The sequence below is a fragment of the Pseudomonas viridiflava genome (assembly GCF_900602065.1).
In the GTDB taxonomy this organism is placed as follows: Bacteria; Pseudomonadota; Gammaproteobacteria; order Pseudomonadales; family Pseudomonadaceae; genus Aquipseudomonas.
Window position 1 is genome coordinate 286,110 of record NZ_UWFN01000350.1, and the last position, 24,259, is coordinate 310,368.

The window sequence follows — 24,259 nt, forward strand, 5'->3', positions numbered from 1 at the left end:
AAATTTTCTCCAAAAGGACTGATTTGAAAAATGGACAGTCTTGATCGCCACATCCTCAGCATTTTGCAGCGTGATGCCACCATTGTGCTGAAAGATCTGGCTGACGCAGTCAACCTTTCAACGACGCCGTGCTGGAAGCGAGTCAAAAAGCTCGAAGAGGCTGGCTACATCAAATCCAGAGTCGCGCTTCTGGACCCGGAAAAACTGGGGCTGGGATTGTCGGTTTTCGTTCAGCTCAAGACCCAGCGCCACGATACCCAGTGGCTTGAGCAATTTGCCCAGACCGTCATGCAGTACGAGGAGGTCATGGAGTTTTATCGGATGGCAGGCGAATGGGACTACATGCTGCGGCTGGTGGTCAGCGACATGGCTGCCTATGACCGCTTTTATAAAAAGCTGATCAGCAGCACTGAAGGCCTTTCGACCATTACCTCCAGCTTCGCCATGGAGCAGTTGAAATACACCACGGCGCTGCCTTTGCCTCGCGGCTAGGCCTGTTCTCTGAATAGTGAACAGGCTGATCGTGCCTCAACGACGGGTTAGAAGTTGTAGCTGACCGTTGCGCTGACGTTACGCTCTTCGCCCAGATAGCAGTAGCTCAGGCTTGCACAGGAGGCGACGTAGGATTCGTTGGTCAAGTTGTTTGCGTTCACGCGCACGTCCACGCCTTTGAGCCCGACTTTGCTCAGGTCGTAGCCGACCGAAGCGTCGAACAGGGTGTATGACGGCACCTTCATGGTGTTCTCCGCATCTGCCCAGCTATAACCGACGTAGCGAACCCCGGCACCCAACCGTAACCCATCCAGCGCGCCGCTGTTGAAGGCGTAATCCCCCCAGAGCGATGCCATGTGCTTGGGCGCTTGTGTCGGGGAGTTGCCTTTGTTCTCGATGATGTTGGTGGGCGTGCTCAGCGTGCTGATCATTGATTTGGAGTATTCAATGTCAGTCAGGGTATAGCTACCCAATACTTTGAAGTTATCGGTTAGCTGCATATGCCCCTCAAGCTCCAGACCCTGCGAGCGCACTGCGCCAATGGGGCGGTAGAAGTTTTCCTGAGGGAGCTTGGAGGCCAGGTTCTCTTGATCAATACGGAATACCGAGGCAGTGAACAGGTTGTCCGTTCCGGGCGGTTGATACTTGATGCCCGCTTCCCATTGGGTGCCATCGGTCGGCGCCAGCGGGTTACCCTCGCTGTCTGCGTACGAGTTCGGATTAAACGACTCGGAATAGCTCAGGTACGGCGCAATGCCGTTATCGAACAGATACAACACGCCTGCGCGACCGGTGAGTTTGGTGCGCTTGTCACTGACTTCGGTGCCTTCTGGACGCCCGACTTCTGCTATCCGGTTTTCCTCGGAGGTCTCTACCCAGTCCTGACGCAGGCCCAGAGAGAACCGCCATTGGTCCAGCTCGATCAAATCCTGCGCATATACGCCGGTTTGCTCCAGGCGGCGCTCGTAACGGGTTGGGCTGAAGTAGGTGATCGCCGAGTTGCCGTAGACCGGGTCGAAACCATTGAGCGATGCGACTGAGCCGCTGGTCCAGTCCACGAGCGTTTTACGCCGCTGGTAGTCAACACCCAAAAGCGTCGTGTGCTTGGCCGAACCAGTGAAGAACTCCGCCTGCAGCATGTTATCGACGATAAATGCGTGCAGGCGTTCGTCGCCGCCGGAGTAGTAGCGCGTCAGTTCGTTACTGGTGGGCGTCGTCCAGTCGTAGGCGTAAATCTGATCGTTCTTCACCTTCGAGTCCAGGTAACGGAAGTTCTGTCTGGCGGTAAAGACATCGTTGAATCGGTGCTCGAACTGATAGCCAAATGACTGTTGGTCGCGGCTGTAGCCATCCACGCCCGGCTCGCCGTCGAAGAAGTGTTCGGAAATACGCTGCCCGTTGCGTTGATGCAACGTGCCGCTGGCTGGCACGCCACCGTGATAACCGCCGTCAGGGTCGTGTTGCAGATAGGCTTGCAGGGTCAGCGATGTGTCTTCGCTGAAGTCGATGCTGACGGTCGGTGCCAGCGCATAGCGCTTCTCTTCAACGTGATCGAACTGCGTGTCTGACTTATCCACAAGCCCGGTCAGGCGATAGGCAATTCGCTTGTCTTCATCCACAGGCCCGCTGAAATCGAACCCCACGCCGCGCTGGCCTTGGGTGCCTGCCGTGGCCTGAATCTGGTGATAAGGCTCATAGAGTGGTTTTTTACTGGTCAATGCCACCAGCCCACCCGGCGAACTGCGTCCGTAAAGTACTGAAGACGGTCCTTTGAGGATGTCGACCCGCTCCAGAAAGTAAGGGTCAACTTGCATGGTGCTGTAGGTGCCGCTATCGCCCATGGACTTGAGGCCGTCCAGGTAAATGTTATCCACAGAGCCGTCGTTGAAACCACGCATGGCAACGTAGTCATAGCGGTGGGTTGCACCATAGGGGTTGGTCAACACGCCTGGTGTATAACGCATGGCCTGCGACACGGTTTGTGAACCTTGATCATCCATTTGCTGGCGGGTGACGACCGATACCGATTGCGACGTTTCCAGCACCGACGTACTGGTTTTAGTGGCGATCTGACTATGAGTAGCGTTGTAGCCTTCCATGCTGCCCAGAGCATTGCCCAGTGCAAAGCCGCGAATGTCTGTGCTGGGTAACGCCAGCACTTCAGCCGTGGTTTCGCGCAATACATAACTGCTGCCATCCTGAGTCACAGCTTGCAGGCTGTTATTACCGAGCAACATGCTCAAGGCCTGATCCGGGGCGTAGCTGCCCTGCAAGCCTGGCGAGAGCTTGCCGGCTGTTTGCGCGGGCGTGGCAGCCAATGTGATACCCGCTTGCCGGGCAAACTGATTCAGCGCTTCGCCCAATGGCCCTGCTGCGATGGAATAGCTACGCGTTGCACCTGCTGGTACCGCGCCGTCCTGAGCCTGTACGGCTAAAGGAAGCGCAGTGGTGCCCAAGGCCAGGCAAATCAGTGCTGCGCGAACAGCCGTGGTGAGGTGTGTTGCGCAAGCATCAACGGCGACGTTTTGCGTGTTCGATTGCGATTTACCTTGAGGCCGGGTCATGGGCGATTCCGTGAAGGTCAGTGAAGAGAACGGTGGTGCTGTCCTCTAAGCCGGACCTGCCGGCAAAACCCGCCAAAAAAATTCGAGGCATCAGGCCTGGCGCTGCAGCGTGACCCACCAGCGCGTGCGATACCGCAGTTGCACAGGCAGGGTCTGGGTAATGACCGCGAGCAGTTTGTCGGTGTCTTCCAGCCGGAAAACACCAGAAAGGCGCAGGTCGGCGACGTCGTCAGCGCAACCGAGATGACCGTGACGATAGGTCCCTACCTCGGTGAGCAAGTCTCTGAGACGCATGTTGCGGGTCACGATCAGGCCTTCGCTCCACGCCCCGGCGTCCATGTTGAGTTCGGGCAACTGAACCGCTTCGCGAGACGACACCAGGTAATGCTGCCCGGCGTCGACAGTAATGGGGGATGCGACCGGGGAGCGGATGATCGATTGGCCCTCTAGTACGCTGATGCGAGTCTGGTCCTGATACTGCCTGACGACGAAGCGTCCATGCAGACCCTCGAACAACCCGTGGCGGCTCTGGACGAGCAGCGGCCTGCGGGTTGGACTTTTTACGTCGGCACCACATCCCAGCAGAATCTCGCCTCTATCAAGAGTGATCAGCCGGCGTTCGGCGTTGAAGTCCTGATCCACTGCACTGTCGGTGTTCAGTTGCAGGCTGGAGCCATCCGGTAGCTGATACCTTCCACGTTGACCCACGTGGGTAGCGAAATCTGCGCTCCATTGCTGCCAAGGCATGACTTCGCGCGACAGCCAGGCAGTGGAGCCCACCACGACCAGGCCGGACAGCAGTTTCAGCGCTTGTCTGCGACCCAGGCGCTGGGCGCTGTTTTCCAGTGCCTCCAATGCTGCACCCGGCGCGAGCAAACTCTGAAAACGGCTGTTGAGTTCGCCGTTCAAGGCCTGGATACGCTGCCAGGCGCATTCGTGGTCCGCATGCGCAACGCGCCACTGCTCACATTGCTCGCGCAGTCGTGGGTCATGTCCTTGGCTATTCAGGCGTATTGACCATTGAATCGCCTGTTTTACGATCTGCGGCGAGGGCTCTTGTGATCGCGCATGAGCAGAGGCACCGTTCACGCTGAATACCGCAACAGATAGCAGTGATAAAGCGCGTCGGCGACATAGCGTTCTACCGAGCGCAACGACACGCCCATCCGTTCGGCAATCTGCTTGTAAGGCAGGCCTTCACACTGAGCCAGCAGAAACGCCTGACGGACCTTGGGTTTCAAGCCATCAAGCATTTTCGCAATGCTCTCCAGCAACTCGAAAACCAATTCCCGAGACTCGGGCGAAGGGGACTCGTTGCAAGGCACATGTGCGAGAGCTTCAAGGTAAGCGCGCTCCAGTTCCTCGCGTCGCCAATGGTCGATAACGATTCCTTTGGCGACCGTGCGCAGAAACGCCCGCGGTGCTTTCAGCTCCAGCATTTCATGACGATTGAGCAGCCTGACGAACGTATCCTGCGCCAGATCGGCGGCATCGGCTGCATTGCCCAGCTTGCTGCGCAGCCAGGTATTCAGCCAACCGTGATGATCGATGTAGAGCGTGCGCAATGTGGCGTGATGAGAGGGCATCGCGGCGCGCCATCCCAGCGCGGTGTAAATGATAATGAGTCGCATTGTGTTAAAGCGCCGCACAATTTGCAACTGCTTAGGGATGAAACGCCCGCCGCGTGTGGCTTATGCCCTCAGGTATTGCAGGACGGTTTCGATGCTGGCCAGTGGTGGTGCGGACATCAACTGCCCGGTTGGGCACCACGGATAACTGACCTGTTGCAACCAATCCATCACCGGCTCCAGCTCCACTGCCGGGCAGACCAGCATCTGCTCAATGGTGATAGTCAGATGCGTGGCCAATCCGGAATCGAACTGCCAGTCATATTGCCCGCAACCAAAGCGCAGATCCCCTGTGGCCTTGTCCGACATCCCCACCAGCCACTTGCAGTGGTGCTCGGTAGCGCCGTCGGCTGGCGGTTTACCGATGCAGAACGTGTAGACGTTTTCATAGGTTTGCCCGAAGCGTCGAACCAGCACCTCCGCAATGCCGTCACGCCCCTCAACCTTGGGCGGGAAAGAAATGCTCCCTGTGTGGACGATCATCTCCAGCGTGGCGTTGCTGGTGAATGATTGGCGTAGCAAGTGTGGGCGATTGCCGTCTTTGGCGAGGATGTAGTGTTCGATGGCTTGGGCTGGGGTTGGCATTGAGCGCTCTTTTGGTTTGCAGATTGGTTGGGGCAATCAGCTTATCTCTGCTGAGTTTGAAACGCATACCTTGTAGAAGCTGCCGAAGGCTGCGATGCGTTTTTCCTGACATATCGGTATCGCAGCCTTCGGCAGCTCTCATAAAAACAAAATAAATTACTGAATGAATGGAGTTTTTCTGTAGGAGTGAGCTTGCTCGCGATAGCGTCAGCTCATGCGATAAATTTGTCGACCAGGAAATCGAATCGCGAGCAAGCTCACTCCTACAGGTCCAATGTTTGCAGCGCAACAGCGCGGTGTCTCGGACACAACGCGATCTCTCATTAACACCCCGCAACCATTCATTCCTTCAAAGCTCGCCCCGATGTCGCAGGATGCGGGGGTCGCTTTTTCAAGGAAGAATCATGTCTCTGGCCATCGTTCATAGTCGTGCCCAAGTGGGCGTTGAGGCACCTGCTGTCACGGTCGAAGCGCATTTGGCTAACGGTTTGCCTGCGTTGACGCTGGTGGGTTTGCCGGAAGGTGCGGTGCGCGAAAGCAAGGATCGGGTGCGCAGTGCGATTCTTAATTCCGGGCTGAAATTCCCGGATCGGCGTATCACGCTCAACCTCGCTCCGGCTGATCTGCCCAAGGACGGCGGCCGATTTGATCTGGCGATCGCTTTGGGTTTGCTGGCTGCCAGCGGTCAGGTGCCATTGGTGGCGTTGCAGGATGTCGAATGCCTTGGCGAACTGGCACTGTCGGGTGCGATTCGACCGATTCAGGGGGTGTTGCCTGCGGCGTTGGCGGCACGCGCTGCACAACGCACGCTGATCATCCCTGCAGTCAATGCTGAAGAAGCGTGTCTGGCGTCGGGCTTACGGGTGATTGCGGTCAATCATCTGCTGGAGCTGGTGGCGCATTTCAACGGGCAGACGCCGATCACGCCTTATCAGTCCAGCGGGCTTTTGCATCAGCCCAAGCCTTACCCGGATCTTAGCGAAGTGCAGGGCCAGACCGCTGCGAAACGGGCGCTGATCATTGCCGCTGCGGGTGCTCATAACCTGTTGTTCAGCGGCCCACCCGGCACCGGCAAAACCCTGCTCGCCAGCCGCTTGCCGGGTTTGCTGCCGCCGCTGGATGAATATGAAGCGCTGGAGGTTGCGGCGATTCAGTCGGTGGCCAGTCAGATCCCGCTCACCTGTTGGCCGCAGCGACCGTTTCGTCAGCCTCATCACTCGGCGTCCGGCCCGGCATTGGTTGGCGGTGGCAGTCGGCCGCAGCCCGGTGAAATCACCCTCGCCCATCACGGCGTTCTGTTTCTGGATGAGTTGCCGGAATTTGATCGGCGCGTATTGGAAGTGCTTCGCGAGCCTTTGGAGTCGGGCCATATTGTGATCTCCCGAGCGCGGGATCGGGTGCGATTTCCGGCGCGCTTTCAACTGGTCGCAGCGATGAACCCCTGCCCCTGTGGATATCTCGGCGAGCCGACCGGAAGGTGCCGGTGTTCGACGGAGCAGATTCAGCGGTATCGCAACAAACTCTCGGGACCTTTGCTGGACCGTATTGACTTGCACCTGACTGTCGCCCGAGAAACCACCGCCCTCAATCCCTGCGTGCAGAACGGTGAAACCACCGCCAGTGCTGCGGCGGTAGTTGCTCAAGCCCGGGATTGCCAGAACAAACGTCAAGGCTGCGCCAATGCTTTTCTGGATATGCCCGGGCTACGCAAGCATTGCGGGTTAACCCGTGAGGACGAGGCCTGGCTTGAAACGGCCTGTGAGCGATTGACCTTGTCACTGCGTTCGGCGCACCGGTTGCTCAAGGTGGCGAGGACGCTGGCCGATCTGGAGCAGGTGGAGGCGATCAATCGCAGTCATGTGGCCGAGGCGTTGCAGTATCGACCGGCGAGTGGTTGAGGTCTGCAGCTCGCGCCATCTGTGGATGTAAATGGCGCAGATCCTGTGGGAGCGGTGCTTGCCCGCGATAAGGGCACCGCGGTCTGCCAGATAAATGGAGTCGCCCTTATCGCGGGCAAGCACCGCTCCCACAGGACTGCGATCAACCATAGTGCTGTGGGCGCTCCTTAAGTTGTCCACAGGTTGGTTTCCTACAGCTGGAGGGGAGTTATCCACAGATCGCCAGTGTCCTGTGCCGACAGTCGTGTCCGCCTCAACGGATTAACCTCTCTCCCGGCTGAATATTCAGCTACTGGATTTGGCGATCTGGAAAAGGGAGTGATACTGCTGTTCATACGAAGCGGGCATATTTGCCTGCGCCTTGTTATGGCTGCTGTATGCGGGAGATCTTCGGGTCTGCCGGTCGCTCCTTACCGGTTCGCCAACCCGCATGCAGCTGCCACCCTATCGTTTGGCGACGAGAAGCGGTGGCTCCCACCAAGGAGATGCACTTTTGAATACATGCACTAACCCACCCCAGACCCCCATGCTCTTCATCCGCCAGAAAAAACACATGCACGCCATTTGTCTCGAAGGCCAGGTCTGGTTCTGCGCGCGCGATCTGGGCTATCTGATGGGGATTTTTCTGGATGAGCACCGCGCCCGCAAACTGGCGCCCGACCAGCGCAAAACCGTTTTGCTGGAGCGCTATGGGGTGACTCAGGAAGCGCTGATGATCAGCGAATCCGGGACCTACGCTCTGTTGCTCTACCAGCACGGCGCTCACAACGGGCCGCTGCGTGAATGGCTTGAGCATCACGTGGTGCAGACCCTGCGCGACCGTGATCAAGTGCCGACAGCGCAACGCCCGGTACTGGGTTTGATGCATTGGCCCAACATGACGCTGAGCCTGCTGAACTGGCAGAACGAATCATGGATTCGCGTACGCGATATGCCGGAAATATTGCTGGAACGTTCGCGGCAGAGCGCCGGGAAGACCGCTTCCTGGTGGCGACGGTTGCTAGCTTAAGCCATACAGTTGGCGTCGCGGACTGTATCTTGCGGGCCATTTGTCTCCTGCTTAAAGTGGCGCGCACTTAAGTAAGGAATACACCCTCATGGAATTCAACAACGGCTTCCTGCTCAGCCTGTCGCTGTGTCTGGAAATTGGCCTGGCCAACATGGCAATGATCAATATCGCCATGCAGCGCGGTTTTACCCAAGGCGTCTGGTTGGGGCTGGGTACCTGCGTTGGCGATCTGATCTATGCCGTACTGGCGATGATGGGCATGGCGGTCTTGTTGCAATTCGAAGCGGTGCGCTGGGTGTTGTGGATCGGCGGCTCGCTGGTGCTGTGCTTCTTGAGCGTGAAAATGCTGCTCAGTGCCTTCAAGACTGACGGGACAATGCAGCAAAGCGGTGAGCAGTGGGGCAAGACCAATCTGGCGTTGTTCTCCAAAGGCATCATGCTGGCGATGTCTTCACCGAGTGCCATTTTGTGGTTTGCGGCTGTGGGCGGCGCGATCATTGCGCGACAAGGGCATGACGTGGCGAGCGCAGGTCTATTCCTGTCAGGCTTTTTTGCGGCGGGTTTGCTGTGGTCTATTTCGCTGTGTGCGGTGGCCTACCAGGGCGGCCGACTCATCGGCGAGAAGCTGATGAAGTACACCTACATAGCGTCGGCGCTGATCTTTGCGTACTTCGCGGTGTACGTGGTGGTGAGCGGGTATGCGGAGTTTGTTGGGGGTGCGGTTGGTCTGTAGGGGCCAACATGCAATCCCTCGCGTTGAAATGCTTTTCCTGTAGGAGCTGCCGAAGGCTGCGAGGCATTTGTCCTGATACACCCCTATCGCAGCCTTCGGCAGCTCCTACAGATCCAATGTCTGCGGCGCGAAAGCGTGGTGTCAGCAATACTGAACCGCCAAAAAAAAACGCCCCGAAGGGCGTTTTTCTATGTCACTTGGCAATCAACGAAACCGGTCAACCTCGGTGCGCAAATCGGCGGCCAGGGTGTTCAGTTCTTCTGCGGTAATGGCCAGGTGCGAAACGACTTCACGTTGTTCGCTGTTGGCCATGGCGATGCTTTGCAGGTTGCTGCTCAACAAGGTGGCGGTGCTGCTTTGCTCTTGGGTCGCGGTGGTGATCGCAGCGAATTGCTGACCGGCCGAGCGGCTTTGCTCGTCGATCTGCGCCAGCGCAGCAGCCACTTTGGCGTTGCGCGCCAGGCCTTCCTGCATCTGGGCATTGCCCTGCTGCATGGTGGAGATGGCGTTGCCGGTCTCTTGCTGGATGCTGGTGATCATCCCGGAGATTTCGTTGGTCGCGTCCCGGGTACGTGTTGCCAGGCTACGCACTTCGTCAGCAACCACTGCGAAGCCACGGCCTTGTTCGCCCGCCCGTGCTGCTTCGATAGCGGCGTTAAGGGCCAGCAAGTTGGTCTGGTCGGCAATCGAGGTAATCACACCGACGATGCTGCCGATTTCCTGAGAGCGTTGCCCCAACGTGTTGATGACCGCGGCAGTGCTGTTGATCGAGGCCGCGATCTGCTCTAGGGAAGATGATGCTTCCTGCATGGAGGCGCGACCGATACGGGTCTGCTGAGCGTTTTCCTGAGCCAGGCGCTCAGTATTGCCCATGTTGTCGGCGATGTTCAGCGAAGTAGCGCTGAACTCTTCAACCGCACCCGCCATGCTGACGATTTCACCGGATTGCTGCTCCATGCCGCGATACGCGCCACCGGACAGACCGGACAGTTCGTTGGCACGGCTGCTCACCTGCTGAGCGGCCGTACGGATGTGCGAAACCATGGTGGAAAGCGCTTCACCCATCTTGTTGAAGCTGGTTGCCAATTGACCAATTTCGTCATGGCTGGTGATGTTCAAGCGCACGCTCAAATCACCGGCACCCAGTGCTTCGGCCTGACGTACCAGCTCAGACAGCGGACGCAGTTTGCTGCGCAGCAGCCAGATAGCAGAACCGACTGCAATCAGCATGGCCAACAGGCTGCCGATTGCCAGTTGCGTACCGACATTCCACGTTACAGCGCTGATTTCGTCCTTGGGCATGTTTGCCAGAACGGTCCACGGCCCACCGCTGAAAGGCTGGGCAACGCTGTAGAAGTCTTCGCTGGTGTCGCTCCAGTACTGGCCTTTACCTGGCTTTTTTGCGAATTCAGCGACTGATTTACCGGCTTGATCAAGCGCCTGTACGCCTGCTGGTGGCACCAGCCAACGGTTCTGATCATCAAGCAGGGCCAGAGAGCCTGTTTTGCCGATGCGGAAGTTCTTCAGGTTTTCGAACTGGGCATTCTGCGCATCGGTGTAATCGAAGCCGACGAACAACACCGCGATGACTTTGCCGGAGCTGTCTTTCACGGGGGTGTATTGCGTCATGTAGTAACGCTCGAACAGCACGGCTTTACCGACGTAGCCTTGGCCCGACATCAAGCGGTCGTACGCCGGGTTCTTGCGGTCGAGCATGGTGCCGATTGCGCGGCTGCCGTCCTGCTTGGTCAGCGAGGTGCTGATGCGGATGAACTCTTCACCGCTGCGCACGAATACTGTGGCTACGCCTTCAGTCAGTTGGCGGAACTCGTCAACTTCCCTGAAGTTGTTGTTCAGCGCGTGGTCTGCCAAAACCAGGCTCGGAGTCTGTACCCCGGCGACTGTGATGGGCTGATCCGCCTGAACGGTAAGGCCGCTGGCGAAACGTTTTTCAAACAGCCCGCTCAAACGCTGGGTGCTGACCCGCAGCGTGCTGTGAAACGTGTTGAGCTGGTCGGCCAGCAAGCGCGCCTCACTCGCCATGTGCTCTTCACGAATGACGAGGTTGGCAGAGTCCAGTGAACGCAATGCAAAGACAGTACTGCCTGAGATGACAACTGCCAGAATAACGGCCAAAGCAATACCGAGTTGCGAAGCAATTCGGGCACGGGGCTTGGACATGACGGCTCCTGGCCGAACGGAGGGTCTTCAATGACCTCTAATAGCCGTTCAGCTGAATTTGATTAAGTTAGTTAGCCTTGGTTGTACAGAATTTGTACATGGGGGCGTCAATTCTACACATCGGCCTTGTCGGGTAATACTTGAGTATGGTCCCCGGATTTGTAGGATTCGGTTACAAACTGTGTCGCAATGCCACTATTCTCTGAGGATTTGCACCTCGGGCAACTCCATGGCATTGACTTCGCTCTGCAGAAAATCCCCCAATCGACGCAAGCGTTCGCTGCCGGGTCGGGTTCTTGGCCACACCAGATAATAGTCTTCGCCGCTGTAAACAGCGGTTCGCCAAGGCAGACTCAACCGGTTCTGGGCGACATCTTCGGCGACCATGAGCAGATCCCCCATGGAAACCCCATAGCCGCGAGCGGCGGCGATCATACCTAATTCCAGCGTGTCGAACACCTGCCCGCCTTTAAGCGAAACCTGTTCCGATAACCCCGTGCGCTCCAGCCAGCTGCGCCAGTCTCTGCGGTCCGGCGTGGGGTGCAACAATTCGGCGCTGGCCAAACGCTCGATGTCCCAAGGCTGATCGTCCACCAGATTTGGCGCACCCACGGGGATCAGCAGTTCCGGAAACAGACGTATCGCCTCCCAGTCGGCGGGCAGATGTCCGCGACTGAGCAGGACGGCGCAGTCGAAAGGCTCATGACTGAAATCCACCACATCGATTTCCATCCACGCGCTGGTCAGCTGCACCTCGTTGCCCGCCTGTAAATGGCGGAAGCGGCTGAGTCGCGCCAGTAGCCAGCGCATGGTCAGGGTCGGCGGCGCTTTCATGCGCAGGATTCCCTCGTCGACCGAGAGCGTGTTACAGGCCCGTTCCAGGGACGAAAAGCCGTCGCGTACGCCTGGCAGCAGGGTACGGGCAGCTTCGGTGAGCTGGATGTTGCGCCCGATACGTTGAAACAGCCGGCAGGAAAAGTGATCTTCCAGGGTTCGAATGTGCCGGCTCACAGCACTTTGAGTGATCGACAACTCTTCGGCTGCGCGCGTAAAGGAGCTGTGCCGTGCAGCCGCTTCAAATGCGCGCAGTGCATAAAGAGGAGGAAGACTACGAGGCATTCAGAACGCTCCTGCTGCGGGGAGCGCCAATCTTAGCTAAAAAACCAACAGATGAGTTTTACTCATGCTAACGATCTTATTTATCCCTTTGTGCCCCGGCACTTAAGTACCGAGAATGGGCGGCTCATAACTGCCCCCTGAAATCGAGCGTCGTGCTATGCAACAACCTGCCATCAAAGAACTCTGGATCATCCTGCGCCTCGCCGGGCCGCTGATCGCTTCACAGATGGCGCACATGCTGATGGTTTTCACCGACACCGTGATGATGGGCCACATTGGCCCGGAGGCCTTGGCGGGCGGCGGTCTGGGCGCTGCGACTTACAACTTCATTTCGTTCTTCTGCGTTGGGGTCATGGCCGCGGTCGGCACGCTGGTGGCCATCCGGCATGGTGCAGGAGACAGCAAAGGCGCTGCTCAACTGGTTCAGGCCGGCATCTGGCTGGCGTGGGGCATGGCGCTGATTGCCATGCTGATCCTGTGGAACCTTGAGCCTATCCTCCTGCATTTCGGCCAGACTGAATCCAACGTGCACATGGCTGGTCAGTTTTTGATCACCTTGCCGCTGGCATTACCCGGTCTGCTGACGTTTATGGCCTTGCGCGGCTTCACCAGTGCGTTGGGACGGGCAGGCCCGGTCATGGCAATCAGTCTAGGCGGCGCGATTGCCAATTTCGTCCTCAACTACGCCTTTATCCATGGAGTGTTCGGCCTGCCAAATCTGGGCTTGATGGGCATTGGTCTGGTGACGGCTGTGGTTACCAACGGTATGGCGTTGATTCTTGCGCTGCACATCCGTCGCCATCCTGCTTACGCGGCCTATCCGATCCGCGAGGGGTTCTGGCAGCTTTCGCGCAGCCACCTCAAAGAGCTATGGAAGCTGGGTTTGCCGATTGGCGGGACGTACGCGGTTGAAGTCGGGCTGTTTACTTTCGCGGCTTTTTGCATGGGAGCCATGGGCAGCACGCAAATGGCAGCGCATCAGATCGCCCTGCAGTCAGTGTCGATGGCTTTCATGATCCCGGTGGGGATTTCCTACGCAGTGACCATGCGCATTGGTCAGCACTACGGCGCAGGTAATCTGCTTTTGGCCCGAACTGCCGGGCGCGCAGGCATAGCCTTTGGCTCTGTTGTGATGCTGATGTTCGGGATGTTGTTCTGGCTGGCACCGCACTTGGTCATTGGCCTGTTCCTGGACATCAACGACCCGAAATTCGCTGAGATTGTCGAACTGACGGTTAAATTGCTGGCTGTCGCCGCCTGGTTTGAAATTCTTGATGGCGCGCAAACCATTGCGATGGGCGCTATCCGTGGCTTCAAGGATGCGCGGACCACCTTCCTTATCGGGCTCGCCAGTTACTGGTTGGTCGCAGCGCCGGCAGCGTGGATATTTGGTTTTTACACCAACCACGGTGCAGTTGGCGTCTGGTGGGGGCTGGCGCTCGGGTTGTTGTGCGCAGCGATTGCGCTGACCTGGGCCTTCGAGAGAAAGACCTCGAAGTTGCTGCGCCGGGAAGCGGCAGCGGTGCCGGTGATGGTGTGAGGATGTTTGATGTTGTCTGGCTACCGCTGTAGTGGACCAAACAGAAAACACTTAACTATCTAAACTCACACAGAACCTGTGGGACCGAATTCATTCGGGAAAGCGGTATTTCAAGCGATACACACGCTGCGGATGTACCGGCCCCTTCGCAAATGAATTCGCTCCCACCGGGATTGCGCTTGTGAGCAGACATAGCATCTGCCACAGAAAACGCGTCCGCAGGTAGATCAAAGGCTTTCCAGACACCCCGTGAGAGCGCCTGGCCCAAATCACGGGTGCTGCATCAACCCTGTGGGACCGAATTCATTCGGGAAAGCGGTATTTCAAGCGATACACACGCTGCGGATGTACCGGCCTCTTCGCGAATGAATTCGCTCCCACCGGGATTGCGCTTGTGAGCAGACGTAGCATCTGCCACAGAAAACGCGTCCGCAGGTAGATCAAAGGCTTTCCAGACACCCCGTGAGAGCGCCTGGCCCAAATCACGGGTGCTGCATCAACCCTGTGGGACCGAATTCATTCGGGAAAGCGGTATTTCAAGCGATACACACGCTGCGGATGTACCGGCCCCTTCGCAAATGAATTCGCTCCTACCGGTATGTGCACTTGCAGTCCAATCTGGCGCAGGTAGCCCTGAAATCAAACCCGGTTCAACGCCTCCGGCGCTTGTTGATCGAAGGTCAGGTACTTGATCAACTCCGGCAACGGCAGTGGTTTGCTGATCAGGTAGCCCTGAACCTGATCGCAACCATAGCTGCGCAGTAACGCCAGTTGCTCAGACGTTTCGACACCTTCGGCGACCACCTCCAGACTCAGGTTATGAGCCAGGTTGATCATTGCGTGTACCAGCTTGCGATTTTCTTCGCGTTGCTCCATTTCACCCACGAAGCTCTTATCGATCTTCAGCAGGGTAATGGGCAGGTTGTTGAGGTGTACGAACGAGGAAAACCCGGTGCCGAAGTCGTCCAGCGAAAACCGTACGCCCAGGCGCCCGAGGGCATCCATGGTCTGTTTGACCAGATCGCTGCGGCGCATGACGGCGGTTTCGGTCAGTTCGAATTCCAGCCACTGCGCATCAATGCCGCGCTCGGTAATCAGTCGGCCTAATGTCGCAAGCAATTGGTTGTCCTGAAACTGCCGGAATGACAGGTTGATCGCCATGTGCAACTGCGGCAGGCCTCGCTCAAGCAACGCTTGCATGTCGCGCAGCGCCCGAGAGATCACCCAGTAACCCAGCGGCACGATCAACCCGCTTTGCTCGGCCAGCGGTACAAACTCACTGGGCGGTAGCAAGCCTCGCTCTTGGTGACGCCAGCGCACCAGTGCCTCCAGCCCGACAATGCGTCCACTGGTCATGCAAAGCCTTGGCTGGTAGTGCAGTTCCAGCTCGTCGCGCCGTAACGCCCGTCGCAACTCGCCCTCCAGATCAGCGAGGCTACGGGCATTGCGATTCAGCCGGTCGTTGAAGACGTGAAAAGTGCAGCCCTGAATACCTTTGGCCTGCTGCATGGCGATGTGCGCGTGCCACATCAGTGGGTCCGCCCCCGCCTCGGCGCGAGAGTGAGCGATCCCCAGACTGCAGCCGATGAGCAGGCTTTCGCCGTCGACCCAGTACGGCTCGGACAGGGCTTCGGTGATGCGTTCGGCCATCCATTCCGCGCGCCCTGGGGCGCGACGAGTGTCGATCAGCAGTGCAAATTCGTCGCTGCCCAGGCGAGCGATCTGGTCGCCGACTTCCAGTTGCCCTTTGAGTCGCGCCACTACCTGCAAGATCAGTCGATCACCAGCTTGATGGCCGAGTGCGTCGTTGGCGCGGCGGAAGTTGTCCAGATCGAGATGGCCCAGCGCAAGGCCGCGACCGTCATTTTCCAGCAGGCGTGCTGCCAGCAAGGTCTGGAAACCCTGGCGATTGGCGATACCGGTCAGTGTGTCCTGCTCGGCCAGACGCTGCAGCGTGTTTTCCAGCAGTGCGCGCTCGTTCACATGGCGCAGGCAACTGCGTAACGTTGCAGGCGTCAACTCGCTACGAATCAGCCAGTCACTGGCGCCAAGTGGCGGGATCAGCGGCTCTTCTTCAAGCAGCATGACCACCGGCAGATTGCAGCGGCCTGGTGGTGGCTGCAGTTCTGGTGTGGTGAGCAATACGGTCGGTTGATCGTCGATTAACGAGGCACTGATGTCGTTCCAGTGCGAGAAGGACAACAGATGTTCCTGATTCTGCTCAGGCGTCAGGCAACTGCGCAGCAATACCAGCCATTCCGGCTCGTGGGCCAGCACTAACAACCGCAAGGGTTGGACAGGCGTAGGCAAGCTAGCTCCCTAGACTCGAAAAGAGACAAACAGAAGGCCCGGGAAATGGGGCCAAACATAGCAATCGTTCAGCATTCGGATGCGCAAATGTAACAAAACCAAAAAAATTAGATAGCAGCGCGCGACATAAGACGTCACTCATTGGCGGACGGTCGCTGCACAATCGCCATAGCCTGCTAAAATGCCCGCCCATTTCGTTAGTGATCCTCTTCCTGATATGTCCCGACTCAATCCTCGGCAACAAGAAGCCGTGAACTACGTCGGCGGCCCTCTTTTGGTGCTCGCCGGTGCAGGCTCCGGCAAGACCAGCGTGATCACGCGCAAGATCGCCCATCTGATCCAGAACTGCGGCATTCGGGCCCAGTACATCGTCGCGATGACCTTTACCAACAAGGCCGCCCGCGAGATGAAAGAGCGGGTTGGCACGTTGCTGCGCGCGGGTGAAGGTCGCGGCCTGACCGTCTCGACGTTTCACAACCTGGGCCTCAACGTCATCCGCAAGGAGCACGTGCGGCTGGGCTACAAGCCGGGGTTTTCGATCTTTGACGAGACCGACGTCAAAGCGCTGATGACCGACATCATGCAAAAGGAATACTCGGGCGACGACGGCGTCGACGAGATCAAGAACATGATCGGCTCCTGGAAAAACGACCTGATCCTGCCAGCAGAGGCGCTGGAAAATGCCCGCAACCCCAAGGAGCAGACCGCCGCCATCGTTTACACCCACTACCAGCGCACGCTCAAAGCGTATAACGCGGTGGACTTCGACGACCTGATTCTGTTGCCGGTAAAACTGTTTCAGGAGCACGCAGACATTCTGGAAAAGTGGCAGAACAAGGTTCGCTATCTGCTGGTGGACGAATATCAGGACACCAACGCCAGCCAGTACCTGCTGGTAAAGCTGCTGATCGGCATGCGCAACCAGTTCACCGTGGTAGGTGACGACGACCAGTCGATTTATGCCTGGCGCGGCGCGCGTCCGGAAAACCTGATGCTGCTCAAGGAAGACTACCCCTCGCTGAAAGTGGTCATGCTTGAGCAGAACTACCGCTCGACCAGCCGTATTTTGCGCTGCGCCAACGTGCTCATCTCCAACAACCCACACGATTTTGAAAAGCAGCTGTGGAGTGAGATGGGCCATGGTGATGAGATCCGCGTGATCCGTTGCCGCAATGAAGATGCCGAGGCCGAGCGCGTAGCCGTAGAAATTCTCAGCCTGCACTTGCGGACTGACCGCCCGTACAGCGATTTTGCGATCCTGTACCGGGGTAACTATCAGGCCAAACTAATCGAGCTGAAATTGCAGCACCACCAGGTGCCCTATCGTTTGTCCGGCGGTAACAGCTTCTTCGGGCGTCAGGAAGTGAAAGACCTGATGGCCTACTTCCGCTTGCTGGTTAACCCGGATGACGACAACGCCTTCTTGCGGGTGATCAACGTGCCGCGCCGCGAAATCGGCTCGACGACACTGGAAAAGCTCGGTAACTACGCCACCGAGCGAAAAATTTCGATGTACGCCGCCACCGATGAAATCGGCCTTGGCGCGCATCTGGACAGCCGCTATACCGACCGTTTGCAGCGTTTCAAGCGCTGGATGGACGGCGTGCGCCAGCAGTGTGCGCAGAACGACCCGATCGCGGCGCTGCGCAGCATGGTCATGGACATCGATTACGAGAACTGGCTGCGCCAGAACAGCTCCAGCGACAAGGCCGCTGACTACCGCATGGGCAACGTCTGGTTCTTGATCGAGGCGTTGAAAAACACCCTCGAAAAGGACGAAGAAGGCGAAATGACCATCGAGGAGGCCATCGGCAAGCTGGTCCTGCGCGACATGCTTGAGCGTCAGCAGGAGGAAGAGGATGGCGCGGAGGGCGTGCAGATGATGACGCTTCACGCCTCCAAGGGCCTGGAGTTTCCGTACGTTTTTATCATGGGCATGGAAGAAGAAATTCTCCCTCACCGCTCCAGTATCGAAGCCGATACCATCGAGGAAGAGCGCCGTCTGGCTTACGTGGGCATTACCCGCGCGCGGCAGACACTGGCGTTCACCTTTGCTGCCAAGCGTAAGCAGTACGGGGAAATCATCGACTGCTCGCCGAGCCGTTTCCTTGATGAACTGCCCCCTGACGATCTGGCCTGGGAAGGCAATGACGATACCCCGACCGAAGTGAAGGCAGTGCGCGGCAATACCGCATTGGCGGACATCCGCGCGATGTTGAAAAAATAATTCCTACTATTCATTGCGCAGATTCGCGCACCCGAGGAAGCGACGTGGAAGCATTGCATCAGAAGATTCGCGCAGAAGGCATCGTACTATCCGATCAGGTACTGAAGGTCGATGCATTTCTCAATCATCAGATCGACCCGGCGTTGATGCAGCAGATTGGTGACGAATTTGCGGCGCTGTTCGCTGATTCGGGCATTACCAAGATCGTCACCATTGAGGCTTCAGGCATTGCGCCTGCGGTGATGACCGGTTTGAAACTGGGTGTGCCGGTGATTTTTGCCCGCAAACATCAGTCGCTGACCCTGACCGAAAACCTGCTGCTGGCTACGGTTTATTCGTTCACCAAACAGACCGAAAGCACGGTTGCGATCTCGCCCCGTCATCTCAACAGCAGCGATAACGTACTGATCATTGATGACTTTCTGGCTAACGGAAAAGCGTCTCAGGCGCTGATTTCGATTATCAAGCAAGCAGGCGCAACAGTTGCCGGGCTGGGCATCGTGATCGAAAAATCCTTCCAGGGCGGCCGCGCCGAACTGGATGCGCAGGGTTATCGCGTCGAGTCGCTGGCGCGGGTTAAATCCCTGGCGGATGGGGTTGTGACGTTTGTTGAATGATTGAGTTGCTTAACAAACAACACCCAATTCAATGAATTGCAATGCATCCCTGTAGGAGTGAGCTTGCTTGCGATAGCGGTCTGTCAGTCACGGGATATTTGATTGAAAGACCGCTATCGCGAGCAAGCTCACTCCTACAGGGGGAATGCTGCTTTGTCTCGTCTACATCAACCCGCACTCCACCATCGACAGCGGGTCACCATCACCGATGATCAGGTGATCCAGCACTTTCACGTCGATCAGCCATAACGCATCGCGCAGCCGCTTGGTCAGGTCGATGTCGGCCTGGCTGGCATCGGTCACGCCCGAGGGATGGTTGTGGCAGAGGATCAGGCTGGCTGAGTTGTGGGCCAGGGCGCGCTTGACCACTTGCCGGGGATGCACGTGGGCGCTATTGATCGAACCGTGGAACAGGATTTCGAACGCTTGCACCCGGTGCTTGTTGTCCAGAAACAGGCAGCCAAACACCTCATGGGGTTCATGACGTAACAGCGCCTTGAGGTAGCTGCGCACCTGCTCCGGGCTTTCCAGCGCAGAATCACGCCTCAGGCTTTCCGCCATGTGCCGGCGAGCCATTTCCATGACGGCCTGTAATTGCGCGAATTTAGCCGGCCCAAGCCCCAGATGTGAGCTGAACATGGTCAGGTCAGCATCCAGTAACGGTCGCAGCCCACCGAATTGATTCAACAGATGACGCGCCAGGTCTACAGCGCTTTTTCCGGCCACGCCGGTGCGCAGGAAAATGGCCAGCAGTTCTGCATCGGACAGGCTCGCCGAACCCAGCTCCAGAAGCCGCTCTCGCGGGCGTTCGGCCGCAGGCCAGTTGCGAATACTCATACCACCTCCATGTGTGTTTGGCGCCGCTGTTCCAGTACGGTCGCTGTGCTATCTTAGCCCATCTTTTTGCGCGGCGATCGGCCAGGGGAAACGTCCATCGCCGCTGCGTATCACTCGACTAAAAGGCAGGCCTATGCAGCGGCTGTATCGGAAACGCATCGTTCTTGGCGTTGGCGGCGGTATCGCGGCCTACAAGAGCGCAGAACTGGTGAGACGCTTGCGTGACCAGGGTGCTGAAGTGCGTGTCGTCATGACCCGAGGTGGTGCTGAGTTCATCACTCCGCTGACCATGCAGGCCCTTTCCGGGCATCCGGTTCATCTGGATTTGCTCGACCCGGCCGCTGAAGCGGCGATGGGGCATATCGAGCTGGCCAAATGGGCCGATCTGATACTTGTTGCCCCTGGCACTGCGGACCTTATTGCGCGTCTGGCTCAAGGCATTGCCAACGACCTGTTAACCACCATTGTTCTGGCGACCGATGCGATTGTGGCCATTGCCCCGGCGATGAATCAGGCAATGTGGCGCGACGCCTCTGTACAGGCCAACACTCGCCTGCTGGAAGAACGTGATTTCCGCATATTCGGCCCGGCTTCCGGCAGCCAGGCCTGCGGTGATGTCGGCTTTGGGCGCATGCTTGAACCCGATGACCTGGCCCAGTCTGCCGCCGATTGTTTCCAGCGCCTGTCGCTGACAGGCAAGCATGTGTTGATTACGGCGGGCCCGACCCAGGAAAACATCGACCCGGTGCGTTACATCACCAATCACAGCTCCGGCAAAATGGGCTTTGCTCTCGCTGAGGCTGCGGTAGAAGCAGGTGCACGCGTTACCCTCATCACCGGCCCGGTCAACCTGCCGACTCCGGATCGTGTATCGCGCATCGATGTTGTGAGCGCCCGGGACATGCTGGCTGCCTGTGAGGCCGCGATCCCTTGCGATCTGTTCATCGCCTCCGCCGCCGTTGCTGATTACCGTCCCGAAGTGGTTGCCCCGCACAAACTCAAGAAAGACCCGTCCACGGGCGACGGCCTGTTGCTGCAGATGGTCCGTAACCCGGACATTCTTGCCACTATCGCGACCCGTCCAGACCGCCCGTTCAGTGTCGGTTTTGCCGCTGAAACCGAACACTTGCTCGACTATGCTGCACGCAAGCTCAAGGACAAAAACCTTGATCTGATTGTGGCCAACGATGTTGCCAACCCCAGCATCGGCTTCAATAGTGAAGAGAACGCTTGCAGCGTAATCGACCGAGCGCTGCACGCTACGCTTTTCGCCCAGACCAGCAAAGGCAAGATTGCCCGCCAGCTGATCACTTTTATCGCCGACCGAATGAACCAGGTTTAATTACGAATGCACGCTCTACAAGCCAAGATCCTTGACCCTCGCATTGGCAACGAATTTCCGCTGCCCGCTTACGCCACCGTCGGTTCTGCGGGGCTCGACCTGCGCGCCATGCTCAAAGAGGACACTGTTCTGGAGCCGGGCCAGACCTTGTTGATCCCGACCGGGCTGTCGATCTATATCGGCGATCCGGGGCTGGCGGCTTTGATCCTGCCGCGCTCCGGGCTGGGCCACAAACACGGCATCGTGCTGGGTAATCTGGTGGGGTTGATCGACTCCGATTACCAGGGCGAACTGATGGTCTCCTGCTGGAATCGCGGGCAGACCGCTTTCAATATTTCCATTGGTGAGCGCATTGCCCAACTGGTGCTGGTGCCGGTGGTGCAAGCGCACTTCGAACTGGTTGAAGAGTTCGACGAAAGCCAACGCGGTGCTGGCGGTTTCGGCCATTCAGGTAGCCACTGACCTTTGAGCCGATGACTCGATACCCGGTAGCCTCATGGCTACCCGGTATCAAGTAAGTGACTGTCCAGTTTCAGGATGAATGACCTGGGAGCGTTCAGGTGCAAGGCAGCCAACAGCATGAAGTATCCGATACCCAACCTGTCGCAGCGAGCCTGACTGCGCTCACGCCCGGTATTTTCCCCGCGCTCATTGCCCTGATCGTTGCCAGTGCTCTGGTTTATCTTGCACTGAGCAGCAATCCGCAGGGGCGTGAGCATCTGCAACACGCTTGGGGTAGCAGCCAGGCGTCGTCGGTGGCTCAGGCCCTGAAGCAGATAGACGCCGAGACACAGGCCGCTGCCCGTGACCCTTCACTGGTTCAGGCTCTGCAGAGCGGTAACCCTTCCCTGATTGAAGAAGCACAAAGCCGGCTGCGGTTTCGCGACGGTGTGCTGGGCGCGCGTCTCAACCCTTTAGGCATGTCGGATATCGACACCAAAGGGGCAATGCCTGTCAGCTTCTCCACATTGGATATGCTCAACAAAGCTGCTGGCGGTGAGGATCCAGTGCCTGAAGCTCGCGCAGTGGACGAGCGCTGGATGATCTATAGCGCTGCGCCGTTGCGTTCTGACCCTGCCGCAGCGGTCAGCGGCACGCTGCTATTGGCTTTCGATCCACAACGCTTGCTCAATGCGTTACCTGCCTTGCCCGAATCCACGGGCCGGATCCGTTTGATCCAGCAGTTTGGTAATGGTCCTGAGCAGGTCTTGCTGCAGCGCGGTGAAGCGGATGGGGCTAAACCGCAACGGCTGGACACCGGTTATGCAAACTGGAAACTTGAGTTCACCCCCGGCCCTGCGCTGGATTTTTCGCCTCCATGGGTGCTGCTGACGCTGGCTGTATTGGTTGCGCTGGCAGGTGTTTTACTGGGGCTTTACCTCAACGAAAGGGCTCTACAACGGCACATTTGCGCCGATGTCCGACAACTGGATCAACTGCTTCAAGAACTCTCCAGCGGAAAAGCCGTCAAACCCTTCGGTTTGGGCCTGCCCGTCCTCAATGGACTGGCTCGACGTCTGGCCTGTTTTTCACCTTCCCTTCAACAAGCTGCAACGGAAAACGTTGATAAGAAGGATGAGTCAGGTCCGGCTCCCGGCTACAAGATTACCGATTTAAAGAACAGTAGTGCTTCAGCATCGGGTTCACGCTCTGCCACCGGCGGCGCCTGGACCGATCCGCTGTTTCAAGATACCGACATTCTCGATATCGACATCCTCGACGAAAACCAGGACTTCCTGAGATCGGAGCACCCCCCAGTTATGAGCAGTCCAGCATCCGTGGCACCAAAATTTCCTGACGATATTTTCCGCGCGTATGACATCCGCGGCATCGTGGGCGACACCCTTAGCGCCGAAACGGCCTATTGGATTGGTCGCGCCATCGGTTCCGAAAGCCTGGCGCAGAACGAGCCCAACGTCAGCGTCGGTCGTGACGGACGCCTCTCCGGTCCGGAGCTGGTGCAGCAATTGATTCAAGGCCTGCACGACAGCGGTTGTCACGTCAGCGATGTTGGCCTGGTGCCAACGCCCGCCTTGTACTACGCCGCCAACGTGCTGGCAGGCAAGACCGGTGTGATGCTGACCGGCAGCCACAACCCCAAGGATTACAACGGCTTCAAGATCGTCATCGCGGGCGATACTCTGGCCAACGAACAGATCCAGGCGCTCCACGAGCGTATCAAGACCGGCAACCTGACCTCAGCAAAAGGCAGCATCACCAAGGTCGACATCCTTGATCGCTACTTCAAGCAGATCAAAGACGACATCGTCATGGCCCGCAAACTGAAAGTCGTGGTGGACTGCGGTAATGGCGCGGCAGGCGTTATTGCTCCCCAGCTCATTGAAGCGCTGGGTTGCGAAGTCATCTCGCTGTTCGCTGAGGTCGACGGTAACTTCCCTAACCACCACCCTGATCCGGGCAAGCTGGAAAACCTGCAGGACCTGATCGCCAAGGTCAATGAAACCGGTGCGGATCTGGGTCTGGCCTTCGACGGCGACGGCGACCGCGTTGGCGTTGTGACCAACAAAGGCAATGTGGTGTACCCGGATCGCTTGTTGATGCTGTTCGCCCTGGACGTGCTCAAGCGCAATCCAGGCGCCGACATCATCTTCGACGTCAAATGCACCCGCCGCCTGACGCCGCTGATTCAAAAACATGGTGGCCGCCCGGTAATGTGGAAGACCGGTCATTCGTTGATCAAGAAAGAGATGAAGAAAAGCGGCGCGCTGCTCGCGGGCGAAATGAGCGGCCACATCTTCTTCAAAGAGCGTTGGTTCGGTTTCGACGACGGTATTTACAGTGCTGCGCGCCTGCTGGAGATCCTCAGCCAGGAGTCGCAGTCGGCTGAAGACCTGTTCGAGACCTTCCCGAACGACATTTCGACCCCTGAAATCAACATCAAAGTGACTGATACCACCAAGTTCAGCATCATAGAAGCGCTGGAGAAAGATGCTCAGTGGGGCGATGCCAAATTGACCACCATTGACGGCGTGCGAGTGGACTATCCAAAGGGCTGGGGCCTGGTTCGCGCTTCCAACACAACACCGGTACTGGTGCTGCGTTTTGAGGCTGAAACAGAAGCCGAGCTGCAGCGCATCAAGGATGTGTTCCACGCCGAACTGAAAAAGGTTGCGCCGGACCTTCAACTTCCGTTCTGATTGTTTTTTCCTTTGACTG

Annotated in this window: 18 protein-coding genes and 1 pseudogene; 10 read left to right on the plus strand and 9 right to left on the minus strand. The window is 57.8% G+C overall.

Going from position 1 to position 24,259, the window contains the following annotated elements; genetic code table 11:
* Window positions 1-30: 30 nt before the first annotated feature.
* Complete coding sequence (locus EE949_RS28360) at window positions 31-492, plus strand: Lrp/AsnC family transcriptional regulator (protein WP_122667313.1); 462 nt, start codon at window positions 31-33, stop codon at window positions 490-492.
* Between the two features lie 47 nt (window positions 493-539).
* Here the strand turns inward: EE949_RS28360 and EE949_RS28365 are convergent, their stop codons facing one another.
* The 4 genes from EE949_RS28365 to EE949_RS28380 form a co-directional block, all read right to left on the minus strand.
* Window positions 540-3,056 (minus strand): TonB-dependent siderophore receptor, encoded by a 2,517-nt coding sequence (locus EE949_RS28365; RefSeq protein WP_122667314.1) that lies wholly within the window; start codon window positions 3,054-3,056, stop codon window positions 540-542.
* Between the two features lie 90 nt (window positions 3,057-3,146).
* Window positions 3,147-4,145, minus strand: a complete 999-nt coding sequence (locus EE949_RS28370; RefSeq protein ID WP_240350465.1) for a FecR domain-containing protein — start codon at window positions 4,143-4,145, stop codon at window positions 3,147-3,149.
* Complete coding sequence (locus EE949_RS28375) at window positions 4,142-4,642, minus strand: sigma-70 family RNA polymerase sigma factor (protein WP_122667417.1); 501 nt, start codon at window positions 4,640-4,642, stop codon at window positions 4,142-4,144. Before EE949_RS28375 ends, EE949_RS28370 begins: the two co-directional genes overlap by 4 nt.
* Window positions 4,643-4,747: 105 nt before the next feature.
* Window positions 4,748-5,269, minus strand: coding sequence for a hypothetical protein (locus EE949_RS28380; protein WP_122667316.1), 522 nt, complete (start codon window positions 5,267-5,269; stop codon window positions 4,748-4,750).
* Window positions 5,270-5,673: 404 nt separating this feature from the next.
* Between EE949_RS28380 and EE949_RS28385 the strand changes: the two genes are divergently transcribed.
* The 3 genes from EE949_RS28385 (at window position 5,674) to EE949_RS28395 (ending at window position 8,909) form a co-directional block, all read left to right on the plus strand.
* Window positions 5,674-7,167 (plus strand): YifB family Mg chelatase-like AAA ATPase, encoded by a 1,494-nt coding sequence (locus tag EE949_RS28385; RefSeq protein ID WP_122667317.1) that lies wholly within the window; start codon window positions 5,674-5,676, stop codon window positions 7,165-7,167.
* A gap of 553 nt (window positions 7,168-7,720) precedes the next feature.
* The gene (locus EE949_RS28390; RefSeq protein ID WP_240350466.1) at window positions 7,721-8,176 is read left to right on the plus strand and encodes a BRO family protein; all 456 of its coding nucleotides are present in this window, start codon (window positions 7,721-7,723) and stop codon (window positions 8,174-8,176) included.
* A gap of 88 nt (window positions 8,177-8,264) precedes the next feature.
* Window positions 8,265-8,909: a LysE family translocator gene (locus EE949_RS28395; protein ID WP_122667319.1), complete on the plus strand. Its 645-nt coding sequence runs from the start codon at window positions 8,265-8,267 to the stop codon at window positions 8,907-8,909.
* A gap of 204 nt (window positions 8,910-9,113) precedes the next feature.
* Here the strand turns inward: EE949_RS28395 and EE949_RS30420 are convergent, their stop codons facing one another.
* From EE949_RS30420 to EE949_RS28405, 3 genes and pseudogenes are all read right to left on the minus strand, one after another.
* Window positions 9,114-9,974: a methyl-accepting chemotaxis protein gene (locus tag EE949_RS30420; RefSeq protein WP_372489488.1), complete on the minus strand. Its 861-nt coding sequence runs from the start codon at window positions 9,972-9,974 to the stop codon at window positions 9,114-9,116.
* Window positions 9,969-11,090 (minus strand): annotated as a pseudogene (locus EE949_RS30425) (Cache 3/Cache 2 fusion domain-containing protein); the annotation flags it as partial. The pseudogene EE949_RS30425 and the gene EE949_RS30420, both read right to left, overlap by 6 nt.
* A 195-nt stretch (window positions 11,091-11,285) precedes the next feature.
* Entirely contained in the window at window positions 11,286-12,209 is a 924-nt protein-coding gene (locus EE949_RS28405) for a LysR substrate-binding domain-containing protein (protein ID WP_122667321.1), read from the minus strand.
* A 157-nt stretch (window positions 12,210-12,366) separates the two neighbouring features.
* On the opposite strand from EE949_RS28405, the gene EE949_RS28410 reads away from it, so the two are divergent.
* Window positions 12,367-13,749, plus strand: coding sequence for a NorM family multidrug efflux MATE transporter (locus EE949_RS28410; RefSeq protein WP_122667322.1), 1,383 nt, complete (start codon window positions 12,367-12,369; stop codon window positions 13,747-13,749).
* 639 nt (window positions 13,750-14,388) lie between these two features.
* Here the strand turns inward: EE949_RS28410 and EE949_RS28415 are convergent.
* Window positions 14,389-16,059, minus strand: coding sequence for a putative bifunctional diguanylate cyclase/phosphodiesterase (locus EE949_RS28415; RefSeq protein ID WP_122667323.1), 1,671 nt, complete (start codon window positions 16,057-16,059; stop codon window positions 14,389-14,391).
* A gap of 217 nt (window positions 16,060-16,276) precedes the next feature.
* Here EE949_RS28415 and rep point away from each other — a divergent pair, with 217 nt between their 5' ends.
* Together rep and EE949_RS28425 are read left to right on the plus strand one after the other, a co-directional pair.
* Window positions 16,277-18,286 carry a DNA helicase Rep gene (gene rep / locus EE949_RS28420; protein WP_122667324.1) on the plus strand — a complete coding sequence of 670 codons (2,010 nt, stop codon included), beginning with the start codon at window positions 16,277-16,279 and terminating at the stop codon, window positions 18,284-18,286.
* A gap of 44 nt (window positions 18,287-18,330) precedes the next feature.
* On the plus strand, window positions 18,331-18,903 hold the full coding sequence (locus EE949_RS28425; RefSeq protein WP_122667325.1) for a xanthine phosphoribosyltransferase: 573 nt from the start codon (window positions 18,331-18,333) through the stop codon (window positions 18,901-18,903).
* Between the two features lie 162 nt (window positions 18,904-19,065).
* On the opposite strand, the gene radC is transcribed toward EE949_RS28425, so the two are convergent.
* On the minus strand, window positions 19,066-19,740 hold the full coding sequence (radC, locus tag EE949_RS28430) for a RadC family protein (protein WP_122667326.1): 675 nt from the start codon (window positions 19,738-19,740) through the stop codon (window positions 19,066-19,068).
* 133 nt (window positions 19,741-19,873) lie between these two features.
* On the opposite strand from radC, the gene coaBC reads away from it, so the two are divergent.
* From coaBC to EE949_RS30430, 3 genes are all read left to right on the plus strand, one after another.
* Window positions 19,874-21,082 (plus strand): bifunctional phosphopantothenoylcysteine decarboxylase/phosphopantothenate--cysteine ligase CoaBC, encoded by a 1,209-nt coding sequence (gene coaBC, locus EE949_RS28435; protein ID WP_122667327.1) that lies wholly within the window; start codon window positions 19,874-19,876, stop codon window positions 21,080-21,082.
* A gap of 6 nt (window positions 21,083-21,088) precedes the next feature.
* Complete coding sequence (gene dut, locus EE949_RS28440) at window positions 21,089-21,544, plus strand: dUTP diphosphatase (protein WP_122667328.1); 456 nt, start codon at window positions 21,089-21,091, stop codon at window positions 21,542-21,544.
* A 98-nt stretch (window positions 21,545-21,642) separates the two neighbouring features.
* A complete protein-coding gene (locus tag EE949_RS30430; RefSeq protein WP_162873969.1) occupies window positions 21,643-24,240 on the plus strand; it encodes a phosphomannomutase/phosphoglucomutase in 2,598 nt (865 codons plus the stop codon).
* Window positions 24,241-24,259: the final 19 nt, after the last annotated feature.